The sequence below is a fragment of the Bacillus sp. UNC41MFS5 genome (genome assembly GCF_000686805.1).
In genome coordinates this window covers 235,397-257,030 of record NZ_JMLP01000005.1, presented here as the reverse complement: position 1 = coordinate 257,030, position 21,634 = coordinate 235,397, and the positions used below count along the sequence as shown (strand labels likewise).

Sequence of the window (21,634 nt, the reverse complement as noted above, 5' to 3'; positions counted from 1 at the left end):
CAAAATAAAAAGGTGTCAGGCACCGCTCGTGGACAAATGTCCACGAGTGGTGCCTGACACCTTCGTTTTATTTATAGTTTTATTTTTTTGACGTCGATAATTGGATATCCCAGCCACTGTGAGGCGATTTTTGAGAATATTCTTCTTGAACCAGTGGTGTAAAATTCATGAACTGGATCTTCCTCGCATGTATCTAATAACCCATTGTACTGAAGGATTGCACTTATTTCATGTGCTGTCTCGTCACCTGAACTAATAACGCTGACAGACTCACCCATGACATGTTTTATCACAGGCTCCAACAGCGGATAATGAGTGCAGCCTAAAATCAGCGTATCCAACTTTTCATTGAGCATCGGCTTGAGGGCTTCGTCGACAATTCTTTCCGCAATCGGACCTCCAAACTCGTTACTCTCAACAAGCGGAACAAATTTAGGACAGGCATGCGCTTTAACAAAAAGCCGACTATTTAACGATTTTAATGCTCTTTCGTATGCCCCACTTTTTACAGTACCCTCAGTGCCAATAATCCCGACACGATAATTTTTTGTCTTCTTAATAGCCGCACGTGCTCCTGGATTAATGACCCCTAAAACCGGGATCGGCAATTCCTTGCGAATCTCGTCTAATGCCGCAGCTGTAGCCGTATTACAGGCAATGACGAGCATTTTAATTTTCTTCTCTAATAAAAAAGAGGTCATTTCCCATGTGAACCTCTTAACTTCCTTTGTTGTTCTCGGACCATATGGACAGCGTGCTGTATCTCCCAAATAAATGATTTTCTCATTTGGGAGCTGACGCATCACCTCTTTGGCAACGGTTAATCCGCCAACGCCGGAATCCATTACACCAATTGCTTGTTTCAAAACGTATCGCCTCTTTTAACGCATTTCCTGATGCAATTTCGTTAAGCTTTTTTGAAGAACATGAATTTCTTCCGGAGTGAAATCCACTAACACTTCTTCTAAGTAAACTTGACGCTTTTTAATTACTTCATCAATAATTCTTTTGCCCTCTTCAAGCAAATGTATTCTCACCACACGACGGTCGTTTGGATTTTTCACCCGTTCTACGAGAAGATTTTTTTCCATCCGGTCAACAAGATCTGTCGTGGTACTGCATGCCAAGTACATTTTAGTAGAAAGTTCTCCGATTGTCATGTCACCTTCTTCAAAGAGCCATTGCAAGGCGATAAATTGTGGAGGTGTAATCGTATAAGTACTTAACATTTCTCGTCCTTTTTGCTTAATGATGCCAGAAATGTAACGTAAATCCTTCTCAATATTTGCAACAATGTCCCCATTTGCTGTTTGTGAATTCTCGAGTTTCATCTCATACACTCCTATAAAAGCTTCTCTACTCCAAAACATTCATCTATTTAAATAGTAATGTTCTCGTTGTCGGACTTTATGTTTCTTCTTATTTTCTACCTTTTTCGCTAAAAATTCAAGTTGAAACTACTAGAAAAATATTAGTTTGCCACTCTTTGGAGTATAATAAAGTAGGAATTTGAATAATAAGTTAAAGGTGAGAAAAGAATGGAAATTGTAATTAGCACGTCAGCACTAAACTGGTTTAAAGAAGAGGTCGAATTAAAAAAAGGGGATAAAGTAAAGTTTTATCCGAAAGTTTATGGCAACAGCCCCGTCCAAGAAGGGTTTTCGCTTGGTTTCACTGTGGACAATGACCCTATCGATATCATCGTGAAATTTGAAGCAGAAGGTTTGTTATTTTATATTGAAGAAAGGGATTTGTGGTTTTTCAATCAACATGATTTACATGTCGACTACAATGAAAAAAGGGAAGAAATAGAATATAGTTACACGAAGTCGAAGTCGTAAAATTAGGGAAAAGTTCACGGAAAAATACAGTTCACCGAATAAAATTAGTTTCCAGATTAACAATAATCCTAGTGTTACTTATTAACACTAAAATTTCAATGTGGAGGGGTTACTTTGAATATATTTTACGGCTTATTCTCAACCTTACTCATACTGGGTTTTAGAGCGGCATTCTTATTAAGTAATCTATCCGCTTGGTTTCAAAGGATGGTAAGAATACCTGCTTTTAATTAAGCAGAGAAGTATTTTCAAGTTTCATTAATCCGCATTGTAAACAAAAAAGGTAAGCATTTCGATTCGAGGATGCTTACCTTTTTTATGTTTAATCTATTCAAAATTAAACCGGCCTCCCAAGAAGGATGCCGGTCAATGTTAAAGTTCTAGCTCTCCCATTCGAAGGAGCTCTACAACTGCTTGTGAACGCCCCTTGACACCAAGCTTTTGCATGGCATTTGAAATGTGATTCCGAACCGTTTTTTCGCTTATAAATAATTCACCAGCGATTTCTTTCGTTGTTTTGTCTTGTACTAATAACTCGAATACTTCTCTTTCACGTTTGGTGAGTAACGGCTTATGATTATAAACATTCTCCTTCAAGTACTGTAACCCTCCTTGCCTTCGCCAGTTATGAACACGGGGTGGGTATATATTTAGTCAACATATCTTATGTGAACAATACAAATGTAGTGACTATATTTACTGACAGGAGATTGATTTTTACAAAAAAAGCTCCTAATCTCTAGGAACTTTTGTGTGCTTCGTAAAAAACGACAAAAAAACCTTCTTTTCCACATGAGAAAAGAAGGTTTCGCTCTATTACGCGTGGTCACTTCCAAAGAAGCTTCTAAACGCTTGAATGGTTGTATCACGGTTCAATGCAGCAATAGAGGTTGTCAATGGAATACCTTTTGGACAAGATTGAACACAGTTTTGTGAATTACCACAGTTAGCAAGTCCGCCATCGCCCATAATCGCTTCAAGTCGCTCTGCCTTATTCATAGCACCCGTTGGATGTGCGTTGAAAAGACGAACCTGTGAAAGCGGCTGTGCCCCAATGAAGTTTGATTTACTGTTTACATTCGGACATGCCTCAAGGCACACACCACATGTCATACATTTAGAAAGTTCATACGCCCATTGACGCTTTGTCTCAGGCATACGAGGGCCTGGGCCCAAATCATAGGTACCATCGATAGGGATCCATGCTTTTACTTTCTTTAAGGCGTCAAACATTCTGCTTCTGTCAACCTGAAGATCTCGCACTACTGGGAATGTCTTCATCGGCGCTAATCGAATTGGCTGCTCCAATTGATCGATCAGAGCTGAACAAGATTGACGCGGTTTGCCGTTAATGACCATTGAACAAGCCCCGCAGACTTCTTCTAAACAGTTCATATCCCAAGTAATTGGGGTAGATGCCTGTCCTTTTGCATTGACAGGGTTTTTACGGATTTCCATTAACGCCGAAATGACATTCATATTCGGACGATAAGGAACCTCAAATTCCTCCTCATAAGGAGCAGTATTTTCGCTATCTTGACGTGAAATAATAAATTTCACCATTTTAGTATCAGACATTTTTCCTACTCCCCTTTAACTTTTTGCGTAATTACGTTCGCGTGGCTTGATTAATGAGACATCAACCTCTTCATAATGGAAGGCCGGTGCGGATGAACTGTCAACAAATTTCGCCATTGTTGTTTTTAAGAATTCCTCATCATTACGTGTAGGGAAGTCAGGCTTATAATGAGCACCGCGGCTCTCATTACGGTTGTATGCACCGATCGTAATAACACGAGCCAATTGCAGCATGTTTTGTAATTGACGAGTAAAGGCTGCCCCTTGGTTGCTCCATTTAGATGTATCATTAATGTTAATGTTTTGGTAACGTTCTAATAGTTCTTGAATTTTCTCGTCAGTTTTTAATAGTCTGTCATTGTGGCGAACAACGGTAACATTATCCGTCATCCATTCGCCAAGCTCTTTATGGAGAATATAAGCATTTTCATTCCCATTTAAAGACATAACGGCATTCCATTTTTCTTCTTGTTCTTTAACATGACGGTCAAATACAGTAGAAGATACGGCATCAGAACTCTTTTCAAGACCTTTGATATATTTCACTGCATTTGGACCAACGACCATTCCACCGTAAATGGCTGATAGCAAGGAATTGGCACCTAAACGGTTTGCACCATGTTGTGAATAATCACATTCACCTGCTGCAAACAGACCAGGAATGTTTGTCATTTGATCATAATCAACCCAAAGACCACCCATTGAATAGTGAACGGCTGGGAAGATTTTCATCGGAACTTTACGAGGGTCATCACCCATAAACTTTTCATAAATCTCGATAATACCGCCGAGTTTAACATCTAATTCATGTGGATCTTTATGAGAAAGATCCAGGTAAACCATGTTCTCGCCATTGATTCCGAGTTTTTGATTTACACAAACATCGAAGATTTCACGTGTTGCAATATCACGTGGTACAAGGTTTCCATAAGCAGGATATTTTTCTTCTAGGAAGTACCAAGGCTTCCCATCTTTATACGTCCAAACTCGTCCACCTTCACCACGAGCTGATTCACTCATTAAGCGAAGTTTATCATCGCCAGGAATGGCTGTTGGGTGGATTTGGATCATTTCTCCATTGGCGTAATAAGCGCCCTGCTGGTAAATGATCGATGCAGCAGAACCTGTATTAATAACAGAGTTAGTTGATTTTCCAAAAATAATACCAGGGCCTCCTGTAGCCATGATGACGGCATCGCCTGAGAAGGATTTAATTTCCATTGTTTTTAAGTTTTGAGCAACAATCCCACGGCACACACCATCGTCATCAACAACTGAACCTAGGAATTCCCAGCCTTCATATTTCGTTACAAGACCTGCTACTTCTTCGCGACGAACTTGTTCATCTAATGCATAAAGCAGCTGTTGACCAGTGGTTGCTCCAGCAAATGCAGTACGGTGATGCTGTGTTCCGCCAAAGCGGCGGAAATCAAGTAATCCTTCAGGAGTACGGTTAAACATAACTCCCATACGGTCCATTAAGTGAATAATTCCTGGTGCCGCGTCACACATCGCCTTTACTGGCGGTTGGTTAGCCAAGAAATCTCCACCATAAACAGTGTCATCAAAGTGAATCCATGTGGAATCGCCTTCACCTTTTGTATTAACTGCTCCATTAATACCACCCTGGGCACAAACAGAGTGAGAGCGTTTAACAGGTACTAAAGAAAACAATTCTACTGGTGTTCCTGTTTCTGCAACCTTAATCGTTGCCATTAAGCCAGCTAAACCGCCGCCGACTACGATCACCTTACCTTTACTCATTTGTGACTCACTCCCTTAATCCAAAATCCAATATTTTTCCAATCAATCATGTGATTTATTATACAAAAGCTAGTAGTGTTGTTACACCAACATAAGATAGAGCCAAGAAAATAACGATTGTCACGTATGTAGAAATAACTTGAGATCGTGGGGATACAGTGATGCCCCAGCTTACCAAGAATGACCACAATCCATTTGCAAAGTGGAAAATCGCTGAAATAATACCAATAACATAAAACGCAAACATGAATGGAGATGAAAGAATATCTTGCATCATTTGGAAGTTAACTTCATGTCCAAATGCGGCAGCGATACGTGTTTCCCATACATGCCATGTGATAAAAATTAGAGTTATCACACCAGACACACGTTGAAGCATAAACATCCAGTTTCTGAAAAATCCATATTGACTTGCATTGTTTTTAGCTGTAAAAGCAATATACAGCCCGTAGATTGCATGGAATAAAATCGGTAAATAGATAATTACAGTTTCTAAAACATAGCGAAATGGGAGATTTCCCATAAAGTTCGCAGCTTTGTTGAAAGATTCTACCCCTTCTGTTGCATAGTGGTTCACAACCAGATGCTGCATCACGAAGATACCGATTGGAATAACCCCAAGCAACGAATGCAATCTCCGATAAACAAACTCTCGATTACCCGCCATAAATTTACCCCCCTATAATGTTTAAAAAAAATGATGTTCAGTTTCTATCAATTTAATTCTCCTATTGTCGAAACTTCGCACCACTGTGACAATAATGTGACAAGTCCATTTTACTCCCATCATGTAAGAGCGTCAAGAAAACGGATACACAATTTCTACATAAAAATAAAATTTTTTAAATATATTGAAATTATAATAGATTAGTCATTTCTACTGACGCAAATGGATATAATCTGAAAATCATTGTATTTTTATGGTAAATTACCAAGATATAACGGTTGTTATTTTTTTCACAATGGGAATGATAATTATCATGGAAAACAAGGTAAGATATTGCAAAATAACAAAAAATCAAGCTAAATTTGATTCATAATAACTAGAAAAACTGTACTGAAAATTAACCGAAAATGTATATAATAGAATGATAGAAAGAGGGGAAGCTTGTGAATAATAGTACAGTTATGAATGATATGATCGATATTGATGAACCAAGAACTATTTCCATCTTCGGCTATGAATTAATCAGAGAAGTTCTTTTGCCTGAGATTTTAGGGAAAGATACACCTGAAATTTTATATTGGGCCGGAAAACGACTTGCACGAAAATATCCATTAATGGATATAGAACAGATTATTGATTTCTTCGCCAAGGCCTCATGGGGCCAGTTGGAACTTGTGAAAGAAAATAAAACAGATTTCCAATTCGAATTAATAAGTCCGCTCATTATTTCGCGCGTTAAGTCCAAGGCTGAACACTTTTTCCAACTCGAAGCAGGATTCCTGGCCCAACAAATTGAACTGCAAAAAGAAGCCAACGCAGAAACCTTCGAGCATCCAGTAAAAAAATCAAATAAAGTTGTTTTCACAGTGAAATGGGAAAAAAACTAATTGAAAATGGTGTCAGGCACCGGAAGGTGCCTGACACCATTCTTTTTTATTGAACTGCAAGTCCGAATGCTTCGTGTAAAGCTTCTACTGCTTTTAACATATTTATTTCTTCTACAACGGCCGACACTTTAATTTCTGATGTGCTGACCATTTTGATTTGGATGTTGTTTGCAGCAAGTACTTCAAACATCTTTGCTGCAACACCAGGGTTGGAGATCATCCCTGAACCGACAATCGACACCTTCGCTAATTTGTTTTCAGCATCAATCTGCTCATAATTAAGCACTGATTTATTGTCTTCTAGGACCTTTAAAGTCTCTAATAGATCATCCGTATGAATAGAGAATGACAAATTCGCAGAACCACCCTCTGTTGTGCTCTGGATTATAATATCCACATTTAAATGATTTTCAGCAAGTGTAGTAAAGATGGTAGATAGACTGGTTAATGAATTGGCCAAGCCTAATACTGTTACTTTTGTTATTTCGTCTTCAAATGCGACTCCGCGGACTACTAAGTTTTGTTCCATTGCTGCTTCCCCCTCAATAACTGTTCCTTCTATTTTCTCCATGCTCGAACGAACTTCGAGCCGAACTTGATAATTTTTAGCAAATTCCACTGCTCGTGGATGAAGTACTCCTGCACCCAAATTAGCTAACTCCAGCATTTCATCGTACGATACCGATAATAGCTTGCGAGCACTCTTCACATATCTTGGATCCGTTGTGAAAACTCCCGTTACATCAGTATAAATGTCGCATTTATCCGCCTTTAGGGCAGCAGCCAGAGCAACGGCTGTGGTATCAGAACCGCCACGGCCAAGTGTGGTAATTTCACCTTCTTCGGTGATTCCTTGGAATCCCGCAACAATTACCACCTTGCCGGATTCAAGCTGTGATTCAATCGCTGCTGTTTTAATATTAGAAATCCGGGCATTTCCATGGACTGGTTCTGTCATAATACCCGCCTGCCAACCTGTAAAGGACACGGCATCAAGCCCTTGCTGGTTGAGAGCCATAGACAGTAACGAAATCGTTACTTGTTCCCCAGTCGATAACAGCATGTCCATTTCCCGTTTATTAGGCTGCGCTGAAATTTCCTTTGCTAAACCGACGAGTGTATCCGTAGATTTACCCATTGCAGAAACAACAACAACCACATTATTTCCGCGGTCAACCTCACCTTTTACACATGATGCGACATTTAAAATTCTTTCTACATTAGCAACGGAGGTGCCTCCGAATTTTTGTACAATAATCCCCATTTTTGTTTTCCCCTTCTCCAGAAGTAATTCATATTTTTCCCCAATAAAACGCAAAAAAGCAATGAGAAGGGCATCTCATTGCTTAAAACACGAAAAAAATTCTCGCACCTACAATGTAAGATAGCTCTCCAAGACATTAGTCTTGACAATCCAGCATTTATTCAATACGGGACCAGCAAAAAAAGTTATGAGACCTTCTTTACTTCGGCGAACATCCCCTTTCATGATTCTTCTCAGAAGCTCATCCTTCTCAGAACCACTACTCTTGAAGCTCGCACCTCTACCTTCACTTTAATACGTAAAAGTGATAGTAAATTAAATTTTCACTTATTATAGCATGTTCCTTTTTTTCTGACAATCACTAGGATTGAAGTTTTTTGATTAATTCTTCGGCTACATTCATGGGAATTCCGATATTTATGAATTCCTCTTTACTTGCTTCTTTCATTTTTTTCACCGAGCCGAACTGTTTTAACAATAATTTTTTCCGCTTCTCCCCAATTCCCGGAATATCATCAAGCAAGGATTGAAACGCAGTTTTTCCGCGCAGTTGGCGATGGAAGGTAATCGCAAAACGATGGACTTCATCTTGAATCCTTTGCAGTAAATAAAACTCTTGGCTGTTTCGCCCGAGCGGTACAATTCCTAAAGGATTGCCATACAGCAATTGTGATGTCCGGTGTTTTTCGTCTTTTACAAGCCCCGATAGCGGAATATCTAAACCTAATTCATTTTCCAAAACATCTCGTACGGCTTCTACATGCCCTTTTCCACCATCAATGATGATTAAATCAGGAAGAGGGAGTTCCTCTTTTAGCGCACGTGAGTACCTTCTTCTTGTTACTTCCCGCATCGATTCATAATCATCCGGCCCTTGAACAGTTTTGATTTTGTATTTACGGTATTCACGATGATTCGCCTTGCCATCAATGAACACTACCATTGCTGATACAGGGTCTGTCCCTTGGATGTTAGAATTATCAAAGGCTTCAATCCGATGCGGCGTATAGATTCCTAGTAATTCGCCCAGGTTCTCGACTGCCTTAATGGTTCGATATTCATCCTTTTCAATCAGTGAAAATTTTTCATTCAAAGCAATTTTTGCATTTTTAATCGCCAATTGCACAAGATCCTTTTTTTGTCCCCGTTGCGGCTGAAGCACTTTAACTTCTAACAGTTGTTCAGCTAAACTCAACTCGACATCATCTTGGATGAGAATTTCTTTAGGCTTAAAGTGATTGGCTTTCGAATAAAATTGACCGAGGAACGTTAAGATTTCTTCCTCTGGCTCATTATAAACGGGGAACATAGAAACGTCCCGCTCAATTAGTTTGCCTTGGCGGACAAAAAAGACTTGCACACACATCCAGCCTTTATCAACTGCATAGCCAAAAACATCACGGTCGGTAAAATCGGTCATCGTAATTTTTTGTTTTTCCATAATCGTTTCAATATGGATGATTTTGTCACGATATTCTTTTGCTCGTTCAAAATCTAATTCTTCGGAGGCAGCAGCCATTTTTTCCTTCAGCTCTTTTTTTATTTCATTATACCCGCCATTTAAAAAGCGGGTGATTTCATCCGTCATCTGTTTATACTGTTCTTCATGAACTTCATTCACACATGGTGCCAGGCACTGTCCTAAATGATAGTATAAACAGACTCTGTCCGGCAGAGTTGAGCATTTGCGGAGCGGGTAGATTCGGTCAAGAAGCTTTTTGGTTTCATTAGCAGCTGTCACATTGGGGTACGGACCAAAGTATTTTCCTTTATCCTTTTTTACTTTTCTTGTGATAATAAGCTTGGGATGCTTTTCCGCTGTTAACTTTATAAACGGATAGGTTTTGTCATCCTTCAGCATGATATTGTATTTTGGATCGTACTTTTTAATAAGATTCAGTTCCAGCAAAAGTGCTTCAATATTAGAAGAGGTTACGATATATTCAAAGTCCTCAATTTCATTGACAAGTCTAAGTGTCTTCCCATCGTGAGACCCTGTGAAATAGGAACGGACACGATTCTTTAGGACCTTTGCTTTTCCCACATAAATAATCGTTCCCTGACGGTCTTTCATTAAGTAGCAGCCAGGCTGATCCGGCAGCAGCGTCAGTTTTTGCTTAATTGTTTCATTCATTCCGGCCACTCCCCTCCCGTCTTATATTTATTCATCTGTTAAAATATTAAAGGAAATTGCGCATAATTGAAAGTAGTAGTCTCTTGGAAAAATAAAAAAACCTTAGCCGGGATATTTCCTAGCTAAGGCTTTTATCGTTCTATTTACACGTGTTTTTCTAAAACACCTGCTAGTGCATCTTTTGGTTGGAAGCCGACAACTTTATCAACGACTTCGCCGTTTTTCATCACTAATAAAGTTGGGATACTCATAACACCAAAATTCGCTGCAGTTTGCGGGTTATCATCCACATCAAGTTTAGTAATTTTTACCTTATCGCCCATTTCTAAATCAAGTTCTTCAAGAACAGGAGCGATCATTTTACAAGGTCCGCACCATGGTGCCCAAAAATCTACAAGAACAAGGCCTGAACCAGTTTCAGCCGAAAAGTTTTGATCAGTTACATGTGAAATTGCCATTTATATTGCCCTCCTAATGATTACTGAGTTACTATCGAAAGTATAACATCGTTTGAAAAATCAAGCTAATAAATTGCTTAGCCACATCGTTAATTCTTCCCAATTATGAACCTAAGTATCCGATAAATAAAGCGAGCGGAGACCTTCCGCTCGCTTTTCTATTGTCTAGCTACAGCACCTAAGCGCTTCCGCTCTTCTTATTATGAGTGTACCTTCAATTTTTTAAACTCTTCAGTTAATAAAGGTACTACTTCAAACAAGTCGCCGACGATTCCATAATCTGCTACTTTGAAAATGTTTGCTTCTGGGTCCTTGTTAATAGCAACGATTACCTTTGAGTTGGACATTCCTGCTAAGTGCTGAATAGCTCCGGAAATACCGCAAGCAATATAAAGGTCTGGTGTAACAACCTTGCCCGTTTGACCGATTTGCAGCGAATAATCACAATAATCAGCATCACAAGCACCACGAGAAGCGCCTACCGCTCCGCCAAGGACTGCTGCTAGCTCTTTAAGCGGTTGGAATCCATCCGTACTTTTTACACCGCGGCCTCCTGAAATAACTACTTTGGCTTCGCTTAAATCAACACCCTCACTCGCCTTTCTGACGACCTCTTTAATAATTGCACGAAGGTCTTTGATTTCTACAGAAAGGGTTGATACATCACCGCTTCTGCTCTCATCTTTCTCTAGTGGAGTGATATTATTTGGTCGTACCGTTGCGAAAATTAAGCCCCCTGTAACAATTTTCTTTTCAAATGCTTTACCGGAATAAATCGGTCTTGTGAACACGACATTTCCACCAGCTACTTCAATAGCTGTGGCGTCAGAGATTAAACCTGATGCTAATTTTCCGGCAATTCTCGGGGAAAGGTCTTTACCTAATGAGGTATGACCAAAAACCAATCCTTCTGGTTTTTCTTGATCAAGCACCGCTAAAAGTGCTTGAGCGTAACCATCAGATGTATAAAGTTTTAATTTCTCATCTTCAACCACAATCACACGGTCCGCACCAAATTGGATTAACTCAGTCGATAGAGCGCTTACAGAATCGCCCACTAAAACACCAACTACTTCTCCGCCCTCAGCAACTGTTTTTGCTGCTGCAATCGCTTCGAATGAAACATTACGTAATGAACCGTCACGAACTTCTCCTAAAACTACTACTTTTCTTGACATTCCATATACCTCCTGAGAACAAAATTTGTATTTAACCCGTTAGATTACTTTTGCTTCGGTATGAAGAAGATGAACAAGTTCTTTTACTTGATCATTCAAATCGCCAGCCAAAACGCGGCCTGCTTCTTTCTTAGGCGGCAAATAAATTTCAATCGTTTTTGTTTTTGCTTCCACATCGTCTTCTTCAAGGTCTAGGTCGTCTAACTCTAATTCTTCAAGCGGCTTCTTCTTTGCTTTCATGATTCCAGGTAAGGATGGGTAGCGCGGTTCGTTTAGACCTTGTTGGGCTGTAACTAATAGAGGAAGGCTAGTTTCAATGACTTCAGAATCACCTTCAACGTCTCTGGTAACGGTTACATTTGTTCCGTCAATTTCTAACTTAGTAATAGTCGTTACATAAGGGATGTTTAACAATTCCGCAACACGTGGTCCTACTTGGCCTGTTCCACCGTCAATCGCTACATTCCCGCCAATGATTAAATCAGCATCTTTATCTTTAAGATATTCAGCAAGGATTTTTGCAGTTGTAAATTGATCTCCGCCTTCAACATCATCCTCCGTATTGATGAGGACTGCTTTATCTGCACCCATTGCCAGCGCAGTTCGTAATTGCTTTTCTGCTTCTTCTGTTCCAACAGAAATAACGGTTACTTCTCCACCCTTAGCATCGCGAACCTGAATCGCTTCTTCAATTGCATATTCATCATACGGATTGATGATAAATTCCGCACCATCCTCATTAATTTTTCCAGCAGAAATCGAAATTTTTTCCTCGGTATCAAAGGTTCTTTTCATTAATACATAAATATTCATGATTTCCCTCCTAATAAATTTCGAGCATTCGCTCAGTTTGAAAGATTAAGAAAATTTCTTATAAAAAAAGAGCTTCCTCTACAATTATACCTGCAAAGATAAGTTTATTCACCCTTAAAATTTGGTTCTCTTTTTTCAATAAAGGCTTGAATGCCTTCTTTCCCATCGTTAGAAACAAACACTTCACCAAATAACTCAGATTCTCTTTTGGAACCTTCATAGAACTCTTCTGTTTTTGCATAATTTAACAATTCAATTGCTGCCTTAATGGACCCGGGGCTTTTTTTCGCAATTTTCCCTGCTAGTTTAAGCGCCTGCTCGACTACTTCTGTTTCGGGAAAGGCTCGATTTGCTAAACCAAATTGGACCGCTTCAATACCTGTGATTGGCTCAGAAGTGAACAGCATTTCCGTAGCTCTTGCCACACCCACATATTTAGGCAGACGTTGCGAACCAGCAAATCCTGGAATTAAGCCAAGTTGCAATTCAGGCAGGCCTAGTTTTGCCTTTTCACTAACATAGCGAATATGGCATGCCATTGCTAGTTCAAGCCCCCCGCCCAGTGCTGCGCCATGGATAGCGGCGATAATCGGTTTCGGGAATTTTTCCATTCGGTCAAATAAGTTTTGTCCATACTTTCCAAGATTTGAAAATCCCTCAGAAGAAGTAACCGTAGTAAATTCTTTAATATCTGCGCCAGCAGAGAAAAAGCCCCCTTCCCCATGAATGACAATCGCTCTGATCTCGCGATTAGGTTCAATTTCATCAAGCACAGTTGACAATTCCCTTAGTAGTCCTGAGGAAAGGGCGTTCGCCGGTGGACGATCAATAGTGATTGTGGCAATATTGTCCTGAAAAGACCATTTTAAGTATTCCATTGGAATTCCCCCTATTTTCATATTTACCGGCTTCCACAGCCATTAATCAAGAGGCGATGGACTGGAGCTGCTAGTGCAACTAGATCGTACTTTTCCTCGTTCATCACCCACGATGTCACAGTTTCATCGATTGTACCGAAAATCATTTGCCGGGCCAATCGAATATCGAGGTCGCTGGAAAACTCTCCGGTTTCTTTACCTTCAATAACAATCTTATCAATTACCTGTAGGTAACCTTTTAGAACATTATTAATTCGGAGCCGCAAATCCTTATTCGATTGCCGTAACTCCAACTGTGTCACGATTGCCATGTGATGGTCTTCAGAAAGCATACTAAAATGAGCTTCTACCATCATTAATAACTTCTCTGCCGCTGTCCCTTTTCCTGCTATCATTGTATCTATTTTTTCAATGAAACTTCCCATTTTTTCTTCAAAGAGAGAGATAAGGATGTCTTCCTTGTTTTTAAAATATAGATAAATGGTGCCATCAGCCACTCCAGCCTGCTTAGCAATTTTTGAAACTTGGGCTTGATGGTAGCCATTTTCCGCGATAACAATCACCGCAGCATCAATAATTTGCATGTATTTTGGCTTACTTTTTTTCAACTCTATCCCTCCTTTGAAAGAAAAGTTCCGTTTCAGTTAATACCGTGAAGATTACTAAAAAAAGAAAATATGAATGAATAATCATTCATATTTTAATAATAGTTATTAACTCGGAATCTGTCAAGATATCTCATTACCTTTTTCATATTCGAGGCATTAGGACAGGCTTAATCTGTCAAAAAAAAGAGGAGCACTTATGCGTGCTTTTGGTTTTCTTCTTCTATTTTTTGTTTCTCTTCTTCAACTAGCATCCTTCTTAAAATTTTCCCTACAGCTGTTTTGGGCAATTCTTGTCTAAATTCATAGTATCTTGGTGCCTTGTATGCTGCAAGATATTTTCGTGAAAATTGGTTCATTTCTTCTGCCGTAACCGATGAACCTTCTTTTAAAACAATATATGCCTTAACCGTTTCTCCACGGTATTTATCAGGTATTCCTGCTACGACCGCTTCAACCACATCCGGATGTTCATATAATACTTCCTCTATCTCTCTTGGATAGATATTATACCCACCGGCGATAATCATATCCTTTTTGCGATCAACTACATAAAAATAGCCTTCTTCATCCATATAGCCAAGATCACCTGTATATAACCATCCATCATGCAAGACTTCCTTGGTATCCTCTGGGCGATTCCAGTACCCTTTCATGATTTGCGGGCCTTTTATCACGATTTCTCCAATTTCCTTTATCGGCACCGGTTCACCTGTGTCTGTTGATACAACTTTTACTTCTGTATCTGGCCACGGCACCCCAATACTGCCTTTTACTCGAGGGGCATCCCATAAAAAGTTCGCATGTGTGACTGGAGATGCTTCCGTTAACCCATAGCCTTCTACAAGTTTTCCTCCAGAAACGTCCTCAAACTTCTCTTGTACTTCAACTGGAAGTGCAGCTGAGCCACTGATACAAGAATGAATCGATGATAGATCATATTTTTTCAAATCAGGATAATTTAAGATGCCAATATAAATGGTTGGTGCACCTGGGAACACTGTCGGGCGCTGTTGTTGAATGGTCTTTAATGTTGTCTCGACATCAAATTTAGGTAATAAAATCATTTTGTTTGCCTGCATTACTGATAAAATGAGCACGGTGGTCATGCCATACACGTGGAAGAACGGGACGATTGCGAGAACTGATTCTTCTCCTGGCTTGAATTTGTATAGCCAGGCCTGGCACATCTTTGTATTAGCAATTAAATTCTTATGTGTGAGCATGACGCCTTTGGGAAATCCTGTCGTTCCTCCTGTATATTGAAGGAGAGCAACATCTTCCTCAGGATTGAATTCAACATGCTTCACTTTTTGAGTCTTCATTTTTACTATTTCCGAAAGCAGATGTGTGCTTCCTCCGTGTTTTACATTCACGACAATTCCATATTGTTTTTTCTGGATGAAGGGATAAATTAGATTTTTAGGGAATGGTAGGTAGTTCTTGATAGCGGTTACAATTATATGTTGTAAATTTGTTTGTGGCATCACTTTTGATACGCGTGGGTAGAGGATGTCGAGTGTAATGATTGCCTTCGCTCCTGAATCCTTCATCTGATATTCTAGTTCACGTTCCGTATATAACGGGTTCGTTTGAACAACAATTCCGCCTGCCATTAGTATACCAAAATAACTAATCACGGCCTGTGGTGTGTTAGGCAGCATAATCGCGACCCGATCACCTTTTGAAATGCCCAGGTTTTCTTGCAAATAACCAGCAAATTTCATGGCATCCTCATAAAGTTGTTTATAGGTGATGTCTTTTCCCATAAAATGAATCGCTATTTTTTCAGGGTATTGTTCTGCAGAACTCACTAAGTATTGCTGAACAGGCTCTCTGGAGTACTCGAGTGTGGCAGGTATTTCTTTCGGATACAGTGCTAGCCAAGGCTTTTCTTCATACATAATATCCCCCTTTTCTATGTGGATAATTATAAAAATTCAAACTTCTCTTCTATTATATTACAGTACATCACATTAAACAATTGACGATGAGGTTAAAAAAATCACCGCTGAATGATCCTCAGCGGTGACTTTGACTTACGCAAAAAATAACATATAGATCAAACCGATTAGCAAAAACAAGCCGCATAATCCGAGAAGTATCTTAGCTAATGTCTCCACTTATTATTCTCCCCTTACGTAATACCTGCACCAATGACAATCGATAAGCCAATCGAGATCACCATCGAAATCAACCCAACTGCACGATTATCATTTAGAATTTCTTCGTCAATTTTAAATTTTGGCGTTAAAAATTCAAAAATAAAATAACCCACAACTAATAACAAAAATCCATAAATCCCCCAGCCAATCATGGAAAGCAGCGAATTGTTCTGCTCGATTGTACAGCGGAAGATATTGGCCACTCCCAATATTTTTCCTCCAGTCGCCATCGCCACAGCCACATTTCCTTTTTTGATTTCTTCCCAATTTTTATATTTGGTCACCATTTCAAAAATAGCTAAAAAGACGACCAAACATAAAATGACGACACTATAATTAGCAGCTATTTGAATATATTCGTTCTCCCAAAACTGGTCCATTGCCAAAACTCCCCGGACATTATTTAAACTCTACGATGGTTACGCCTGATCCGCCTTCCCCAGCTTCTCCAAAGCGAATTTTTTGGACAGATCGATGGTTTCTTAAGTATTCCTGAACACCCTGTCGCAGCGCACCCGTTCCTTTACCGTGGATGATTGATACACGTGGATAACTGGAAAGCAGCGCATCATCAATATATTTTTCCACCTTAAGAAGAGCATCTTCATACCTCTCCCCGCGAAGGTCTAATTCCAGTTTAACATATGAATCCCGACCCTTTACAATCGCCATCGGCTTAGTTTCAACCTGTTTCGGGGTACTCATATATTCCATATCTTTTTCTTTTACTTTCATTTTGAGAATTCCGATTTGTACCTGCCATTCATTCGAAGAAACTCTTTCAACCAGTGTGCCCTTTTGGCCAAAGGTAAGTACCTTTACCTCATCGCCAGGCATATACGTAGGTTTCTTCGTTTTTTTATTCGTGAGTTTAACAGCGGATTTTGGTATTTCTGGTGCGGCGTCTTCTAAGCGCCGTTTTGCTTCAATTAATTCATGCTCCTTAATATCGGCATGTTTTTCTGTGCGCATTTTGCGAAGATCTCGGATGACCCGTTCGGCTTCACTCTTTGCCTCGTCAACGATTTCTCCAGCCTTTTCTGCTGCCTTCTCAAGCATAGAGTCTTTTTTCTCGTAAAATTCCATCAGTTGTTTTTGCAAGTCTTGATGGAGTTTCTCAGCAGATTTTAAATAATCACGAGCCTCCTCTTGCTCTTTTTCTGCTAGTCGTTTACTGTCTTCCAGTGATGAAATCATCTTATCAATTTGGTTCGAATCTTCACTTACATGTGAGCGTGCCGCCTGAATGACGCGTTCATTTAAGCCAAGACGTTTAGAGATTTCAAAAGCGTTACTCCGCCCTGGAACTCCTAATAACAATTTATAGGTAGGGCTTAATGTTTCCACATCAAACTCGACACTCGCATTCAATACACCCTCACGGTTATATCCATATGCTTTTAACTCAGGATAATGTGTCGTTGCAATGACTCTTGCGCCCCGCTTGTGGACCTCATCCAAAATGGAAATCGCCAAGGCCGCACCTTCCTGCGGATCGGTGCCCGCCCCGAGTTCATCAAATAGTACAAGACTATTAAAATCGACTCGATTTAAGATATCCACGATATTAACCATATGGGATGAAAAGGTACTTAAGCTTTGTTCAATTGATTGTTCATCGCCTATATCAGCAAAAACAGCATCAAAAACAGCCAGCTCTGAACCGTCATACGCTGGAACCTGCAAACCCGCCTGGGCCATTAATGTACACAACCCGAGTGTTTTTAAGGTGACCGTTTTTCCGCCTGTATTCGGACCCGTGATAACAATCGTTGTAAACTCTTTTCCAAGCAAGATGTCGTTGGCTACGACTTCATCGCTTGGAATAAGTGGATGTCTTGCCTTATATAAAGCAATTCTTCCTTCATTATTCATGACCGGCATGGATGCTTTAATTCGTTTTCCATATCTAGCTTTTGCAAAAATAAAGTCTAAATTGGCAAGGACCTCGACGATGACTTTAAGTTCACTCTCGTGTTCAGCCACTGCCGCCGATAACTCTGTTAGAATCCTATCGATTTCGAGTTGTTCCTTCACACGAATATCCTGCAGTTGATTGTTTAATTGGACAATCACTTGCGGTTCTATAAAAAGGGTTTGTCCTGATGCGCTTTGATCGTGAATAATCCCGCCGTAATGGCCGCGATACTCCTGTTTAACAGGAATGACAAATCTGTCGTTCCGAATCGTGACAATAGCGTCCGAAAGCATTTTGCTGGCATTCGATGAACGAATCATGCTTTCCAGTTTTTCTCGAACCCTCGATTCATTGGATCTCAGTTGGTGCCTTAATGACCGCAAAAGATCGCTTGCGCTGTCTAATACCTCACCATTGTCATCGATGGCGTGTTTAATCGAATGCTCAAGGTTTGTGAGCGGAATAATTCTTTCCGCTTGTTCAGACAAAATCGGAATTTCTGTTCGTTCATCGGCAAATTCCTCAATAAATCGTTTCATTTGTCTGCTTGCATGGATGGTACTAGCTATTTGAATGAGCTCATGCGGGCTTAACACACCGCCAATGACAGAACGTTTGATGTGAGCAGTTATATCATGAACTCCTGAAAGTGGAACATTCCCTTTTACCCGGAACACCGTCGCTGCCTCGTCTGTTTCTGCTTGAAGTTTAACCACCTCATCAAAATCAGTAGATGGCACCAAGTCCTGTATTTTTCTTCTCCCAAGGGAAGAAGCCGCATGTTCTAACAGTTGTTCTTTTACTTTAGTAAATTCTAGTACTTTTAATGCCTTTTCTTGCATGGAGATAACCTCCTATTCTCGATTATGTAAAAATTCTAGCAGGTCATTTTTATCCAGGGCATTTAACACGGATGATTTTTTAATCCAGCCTTTTTTGGCTGCGGAAACACCGATTTCCATATGCTTTAATGTATCCATTTTATGTGCATCTGTGTTGATAAGGATTTTTACTCCCGCATCTTGAGCCTTTCGTAAATATTCGGCTGCTAGATCTAGCCTGTTGGGATTTGCATTTAGTTCTAGTGCTGTATTGGTTTCTTTGGCAAGTTGAATCAGTAGATCGATGTCGACATCATATCCCTCGCGGCGCCCGATTTTCCTGCCCGTTGGATGAGCAATTAAATCCACATGGGCATTCGTTAACGCTGTCTTTAGACGCTCCATGATTTTTTCCCGTGGTTGAGAAAAGGCAGAATGAATGGAGGCAATCACGAAATCCATGTCAGCTAGCAACTCATCATCATAATCCAAGCTGCCATCTGGAAGAATATCCATCTCGACACCTGCTAGAATAAGAAAATCATCATACTTTTGATTTAGTCTGTTAATTTCTTCTCTTTGCATTAGTAGTCTTTCGCGTGTAAGACCATTAGCCACTTTTAAATACTGTGAATGGTCCGTGATGGCCATATATTGATAACCTCTTGCCCGGCATGCTTCAGCCATTTGTTCAATGGAATGGGCACCGTCGCTCCAAGTGGAATGCATGTGCAGATCACCTTTGATATCTGCTAACTCAATTAATTCCTCAGTTACGCTGAATGTCTCGACTTCCTTCCCGTCCTCTCTTATTTCTGGAGGAATAAAGGGAAGGTCAAAATGCTTGAAAAATTCTTCTTCAGATGAGAAAGTGAGAATTTCCCCGGTCTCGATAATTTCCACACCGTACTCGCTAATCTTTTCACCGCGCTCTTTCGCAAGTTGTCTCATCCGGACATTATGATCTTTTGATCCAGTGAAATGATGCAGGGTTGTGGTAAATTCTTCTGGTTTCACGAGGCGAAAATCGACAGAAATATCATAATCATAGGCAAAAACGAGGGAGACCTTCGTTTCTCCCGCTCCAATCACTTCTTTAATGTTTGCTAATTGTAATAGCTGCTCGCGCACATGTTCAGGCTGATTGGTTGCGATGATAAAATCAAGATCTTTGATTGTCTCTCTCATTCTGCGCAGGCTTCCTGCACGTGAGAATCGCTCAATATCCTTGAAATCCGCAAGTGTGGCTTCAATTTGCTCTGCAATGGGCAGCATGTAAGCTAATGGAAGCCGGTCAGGTCTGGTCCCAACATTGGCAATGGCACTGAGAATTTTTTCCTCTGTTTTTTTACCAAAACCAGCGAGTGCTTGAACTTTTCCAGCTTCACATGCTTCTTTTAAACTGGATACGTCAACGACCTTTAACTCTTTGTATAGTTTGGCAATCTTCTTACCGCCAAGGCCTGGGAGCTGAAGCAACGGGATTAGTCCTCTTGGAACTTCCGCCTTTAACTCCGTTAAAACGGAGGAAGTACCCTCTTTTATGTATTCATCTATGACAGCGGCCGTCCCTTTACCGATCCCAGAAATCGTTGTAAAGTCAGCAATTTCTGCTAAGTCGCGTTCATCGGTTTCCAAGGCATTGCCAGCTTTTCGAAAAGCAGAAACCTTAAAAGGGTTTTCTCCCTTTAACTCCATATAAATTGCTATCATTTCTAATAAGCGTAATAAATCTTTTTTAGTTACTTCCATTTATAAGTCACCTACCTACTGATTAGCATTTTCATTTTATCCTACTTTAAGGCATGAATAGAAAAACTTCTCTGCTACAGAGAAGTTAAAGCAGCTGTATATTCAATCCACAAGCTTTTTATTTGCTGTGAAAGGATCGGCGTGTTATTCACAATTGCTTTTGACAAAATCGATTGATCCAAAGCATTTTGCATAAATTCAATTGGTACAAGGGCTGAAATATATAATAAAATAAAGATAACCAAATACACTTCAACGAAACCTAAGATTCCTCCTGCCCAAACATTCAATTGCCGTAAGACAGGCAGATGAGCAACGAAGTCAAGCATGGAACCAATAATTTGCAATAACACTTTTACCGCAAAAAAGATGATGACAAAGGCAATCGCACGATAGAAGGCGGCTTCCATATTACTGCTGTCACCTAGGATTTTTAGTGTAGACATGTTACCAAAGTTCGGATAAGGAATCCATAATGTCAACTTCGGTGCTAACTGTTCGTAGTATGAATTTGCTGCTACATATGCAATAATAAAACCTATTAAATGAAAAAGCTGCAGAATAAAGCCTCTTTTCAGGCCTACAAAGAATCCAATAATTAAAAAAATGATAATAGCTAAATCCAACATGATTTTTTAGTCCTTTTCCTTTAGTTGTTCTGTTTGCAGCCGACTTAATTCGTCTTTCATTTGAAGAAAATCATTGACTGCATTTACAGCTGTTAAAACGGCGAGTTTGCTTGCATCTAAAGTGGGATTCTTATAACTGATTTCGCGCATTTTATTGTCAACTAATGAGGCCACATGCCGGATGTGACTTGGACTTTCGGAACCCATAATAACATATTGTTGTCCGTATATATCTACGGTTGTTCTATTTTTTTGATTATTCGACAACGTCATGCCTCCATT

The 21,634-nt window shown here is 39.9% G+C and carries 21 protein-coding genes and 1 riboswitch; of the genes, 2 read left to right on the top strand and 19 right to left on the bottom strand.

Annotated features, from left to right (window positions below; genetic code table 11):
* Positions 1-71: 71 nt before the first annotated feature.
* Together racE and BR30_RS0101325 are read right to left on the bottom strand one after the other, a co-directional pair.
* Positions 72-866 carry a glutamate racemase gene (gene racE / locus BR30_RS0101330; protein WP_026563394.1) on the bottom strand — a complete coding sequence of 265 codons (795 nt, stop codon included), beginning with the start codon at positions 864-866 and terminating at the stop codon, positions 72-74.
* A 15-nt stretch (positions 867-881) separates the two neighbouring features.
* Positions 882-1,331, bottom strand: a complete 450-nt coding sequence (locus BR30_RS0101325) for a MarR family winged helix-turn-helix transcriptional regulator (RefSeq protein WP_026563393.1) — start codon at positions 1,329-1,331, stop codon at positions 882-884.
* Positions 1,332-1,538: 207 nt separating this feature from the next.
* On the opposite strand from BR30_RS0101325, the gene BR30_RS0101320 reads away from it, so the two are divergent.
* A complete protein-coding gene (locus BR30_RS0101320; protein WP_026563392.1) occupies positions 1,539-1,841 on the top strand; it encodes a HesB/YadR/YfhF family protein in 303 nt (100 codons plus the stop codon).
* A 372-nt stretch (positions 1,842-2,213) separates the two neighbouring features.
* Here BR30_RS0101320 and gerE read toward each other — a convergent pair whose 3' ends face one another.
* The 4 genes from gerE to BR30_RS0101300 all read right to left on the bottom strand — a co-directional run bounded on the left by gerE (position 2,214) and on the right by BR30_RS0101300 (position 5,850).
* Positions 2,214-2,438, bottom strand: coding sequence for a spore germination transcription factor GerE (gerE, locus tag BR30_RS0101315; protein ID WP_026563391.1), 225 nt, complete (start codon positions 2,436-2,438; stop codon positions 2,214-2,216).
* 219 nt (positions 2,439-2,657) lie between these two features.
* Positions 2,658-3,419, bottom strand: coding sequence for a succinate dehydrogenase iron-sulfur subunit (sdhB, locus tag BR30_RS0101310; protein ID WP_026563390.1), 762 nt, complete (start codon positions 3,417-3,419; stop codon positions 2,658-2,660).
* A gap of 15 nt (positions 3,420-3,434) precedes the next feature.
* On the bottom strand, positions 3,435-5,183 hold the full coding sequence (sdhA, locus tag BR30_RS0101305) for a succinate dehydrogenase flavoprotein subunit (RefSeq protein ID WP_026563389.1): 1,749 nt from the start codon (positions 5,181-5,183) through the stop codon (positions 3,435-3,437).
* A 58-nt stretch (positions 5,184-5,241) separates the two neighbouring features.
* A complete protein-coding gene (locus tag BR30_RS0101300; RefSeq protein WP_026563388.1) occupies positions 5,242-5,850 on the bottom strand; it encodes a succinate dehydrogenase cytochrome b558 subunit in 609 nt (202 codons plus the stop codon).
* Between the two features lie 443 nt (positions 5,851-6,293).
* Here BR30_RS0101300 and BR30_RS0101295 point away from each other — a divergent pair, with 443 nt between their 5' ends.
* The gene (locus BR30_RS0101295; RefSeq protein ID WP_442852951.1) at positions 6,294-6,737 is read left to right on the top strand and encodes a YslB family protein; all 444 of its coding nucleotides are present in this window, start codon (positions 6,294-6,296) and stop codon (positions 6,735-6,737) included.
* A gap of 46 nt (positions 6,738-6,783) precedes the next feature.
* On the opposite strand, the gene BR30_RS0101290 is transcribed toward BR30_RS0101295, so the two are convergent.
* The 13 genes from BR30_RS0101290 to zapA form a co-directional block, all read right to left on the bottom strand.
* On the bottom strand, positions 6,784-8,001 hold the full coding sequence (locus tag BR30_RS0101290) for an aspartate kinase (protein ID WP_026563386.1): 1,218 nt from the start codon (positions 7,999-8,001) through the stop codon (positions 6,784-6,786).
* Positions 8,002-8,114: 113 nt separating this feature from the next.
* Positions 8,115-8,292, bottom strand: a riboswitch (Lysine riboswitch).
* A gap of 70 nt (positions 8,293-8,362) precedes the next feature.
* Positions 8,363-10,135 (bottom strand): excinuclease ABC subunit UvrC, encoded by a 1,773-nt coding sequence (gene uvrC, locus BR30_RS0101285; RefSeq protein ID WP_026563385.1) that lies wholly within the window; start codon positions 10,133-10,135, stop codon positions 8,363-8,365.
* 143 nt (positions 10,136-10,278) lie between these two features.
* Positions 10,279-10,593 carry a thioredoxin gene (gene trxA / locus BR30_RS0101280; RefSeq protein WP_026563384.1) on the bottom strand — a complete coding sequence of 105 codons (315 nt, stop codon included), beginning with the start codon at positions 10,591-10,593 and terminating at the stop codon, positions 10,279-10,281.
* Between the two features lie 200 nt (positions 10,594-10,793).
* On the bottom strand, positions 10,794-11,771 hold the full coding sequence (locus BR30_RS0101275) for an electron transfer flavoprotein subunit alpha/FixB family protein (RefSeq protein ID WP_026563383.1): 978 nt from the start codon (positions 11,769-11,771) through the stop codon (positions 10,794-10,796).
* Positions 11,772-11,810: 39 nt separating this feature from the next.
* On the bottom strand, positions 11,811-12,584 hold the full coding sequence (locus BR30_RS0101270; protein ID WP_026563382.1) for an electron transfer flavoprotein subunit beta/FixA family protein: 774 nt from the start codon (positions 12,582-12,584) through the stop codon (positions 11,811-11,813).
* Positions 12,585-12,688: 104 nt separating this feature from the next.
* Positions 12,689-13,462 (bottom strand): enoyl-CoA hydratase, encoded by a 774-nt coding sequence (locus tag BR30_RS0101265; RefSeq protein ID WP_026563381.1) that lies wholly within the window; start codon positions 13,460-13,462, stop codon positions 12,689-12,691.
* Between the two features lie 23 nt (positions 13,463-13,485).
* Positions 13,486-14,070: a TetR/AcrR family transcriptional regulator gene (locus BR30_RS0101260; RefSeq protein ID WP_026563380.1), complete on the bottom strand. Its 585-nt coding sequence runs from the start codon at positions 14,068-14,070 to the stop codon at positions 13,486-13,488.
* Between the two features lie 194 nt (positions 14,071-14,264).
* Positions 14,265-15,971 (bottom strand): long-chain-fatty-acid--CoA ligase, encoded by a 1,707-nt coding sequence (locus tag BR30_RS0101255; protein ID WP_026563379.1) that lies wholly within the window; start codon positions 15,969-15,971, stop codon positions 14,265-14,267.
* Between the two features lie 233 nt (positions 15,972-16,204).
* Positions 16,205-16,612, bottom strand: coding sequence for a DUF350 domain-containing protein (locus BR30_RS0101250; RefSeq protein WP_026563378.1), 408 nt, complete (start codon positions 16,610-16,612; stop codon positions 16,205-16,207).
* A gap of 19 nt (positions 16,613-16,631) precedes the next feature.
* Positions 16,632-18,992, bottom strand: a complete 2,361-nt coding sequence (locus tag BR30_RS0101245) for an endonuclease MutS2 (RefSeq protein ID WP_026563377.1) — start codon at positions 18,990-18,992, stop codon at positions 16,632-16,634.
* Positions 18,993-19,004: 12 nt separating this feature from the next.
* Positions 19,005-20,723 (bottom strand): DNA polymerase/3'-5' exonuclease PolX, encoded by a 1,719-nt coding sequence (gene polX / locus BR30_RS0101240; RefSeq protein ID WP_026563376.1) that lies wholly within the window; start codon positions 20,721-20,723, stop codon positions 19,005-19,007.
* A 74-nt stretch (positions 20,724-20,797) separates the two neighbouring features.
* A complete protein-coding gene (locus BR30_RS0101235; RefSeq protein ID WP_026563375.1) occupies positions 20,798-21,352 on the bottom strand; it encodes a CvpA family protein in 555 nt (184 codons plus the stop codon).
* Between the two features lie 6 nt (positions 21,353-21,358).
* Positions 21,359-21,619 carry a cell division protein ZapA gene (gene zapA / locus BR30_RS0101230; RefSeq protein ID WP_026563374.1) on the bottom strand — a complete coding sequence of 87 codons (261 nt, stop codon included), beginning with the start codon at positions 21,617-21,619 and terminating at the stop codon, positions 21,359-21,361.
* Positions 21,620-21,634 lie beyond the last annotated feature (15 nt).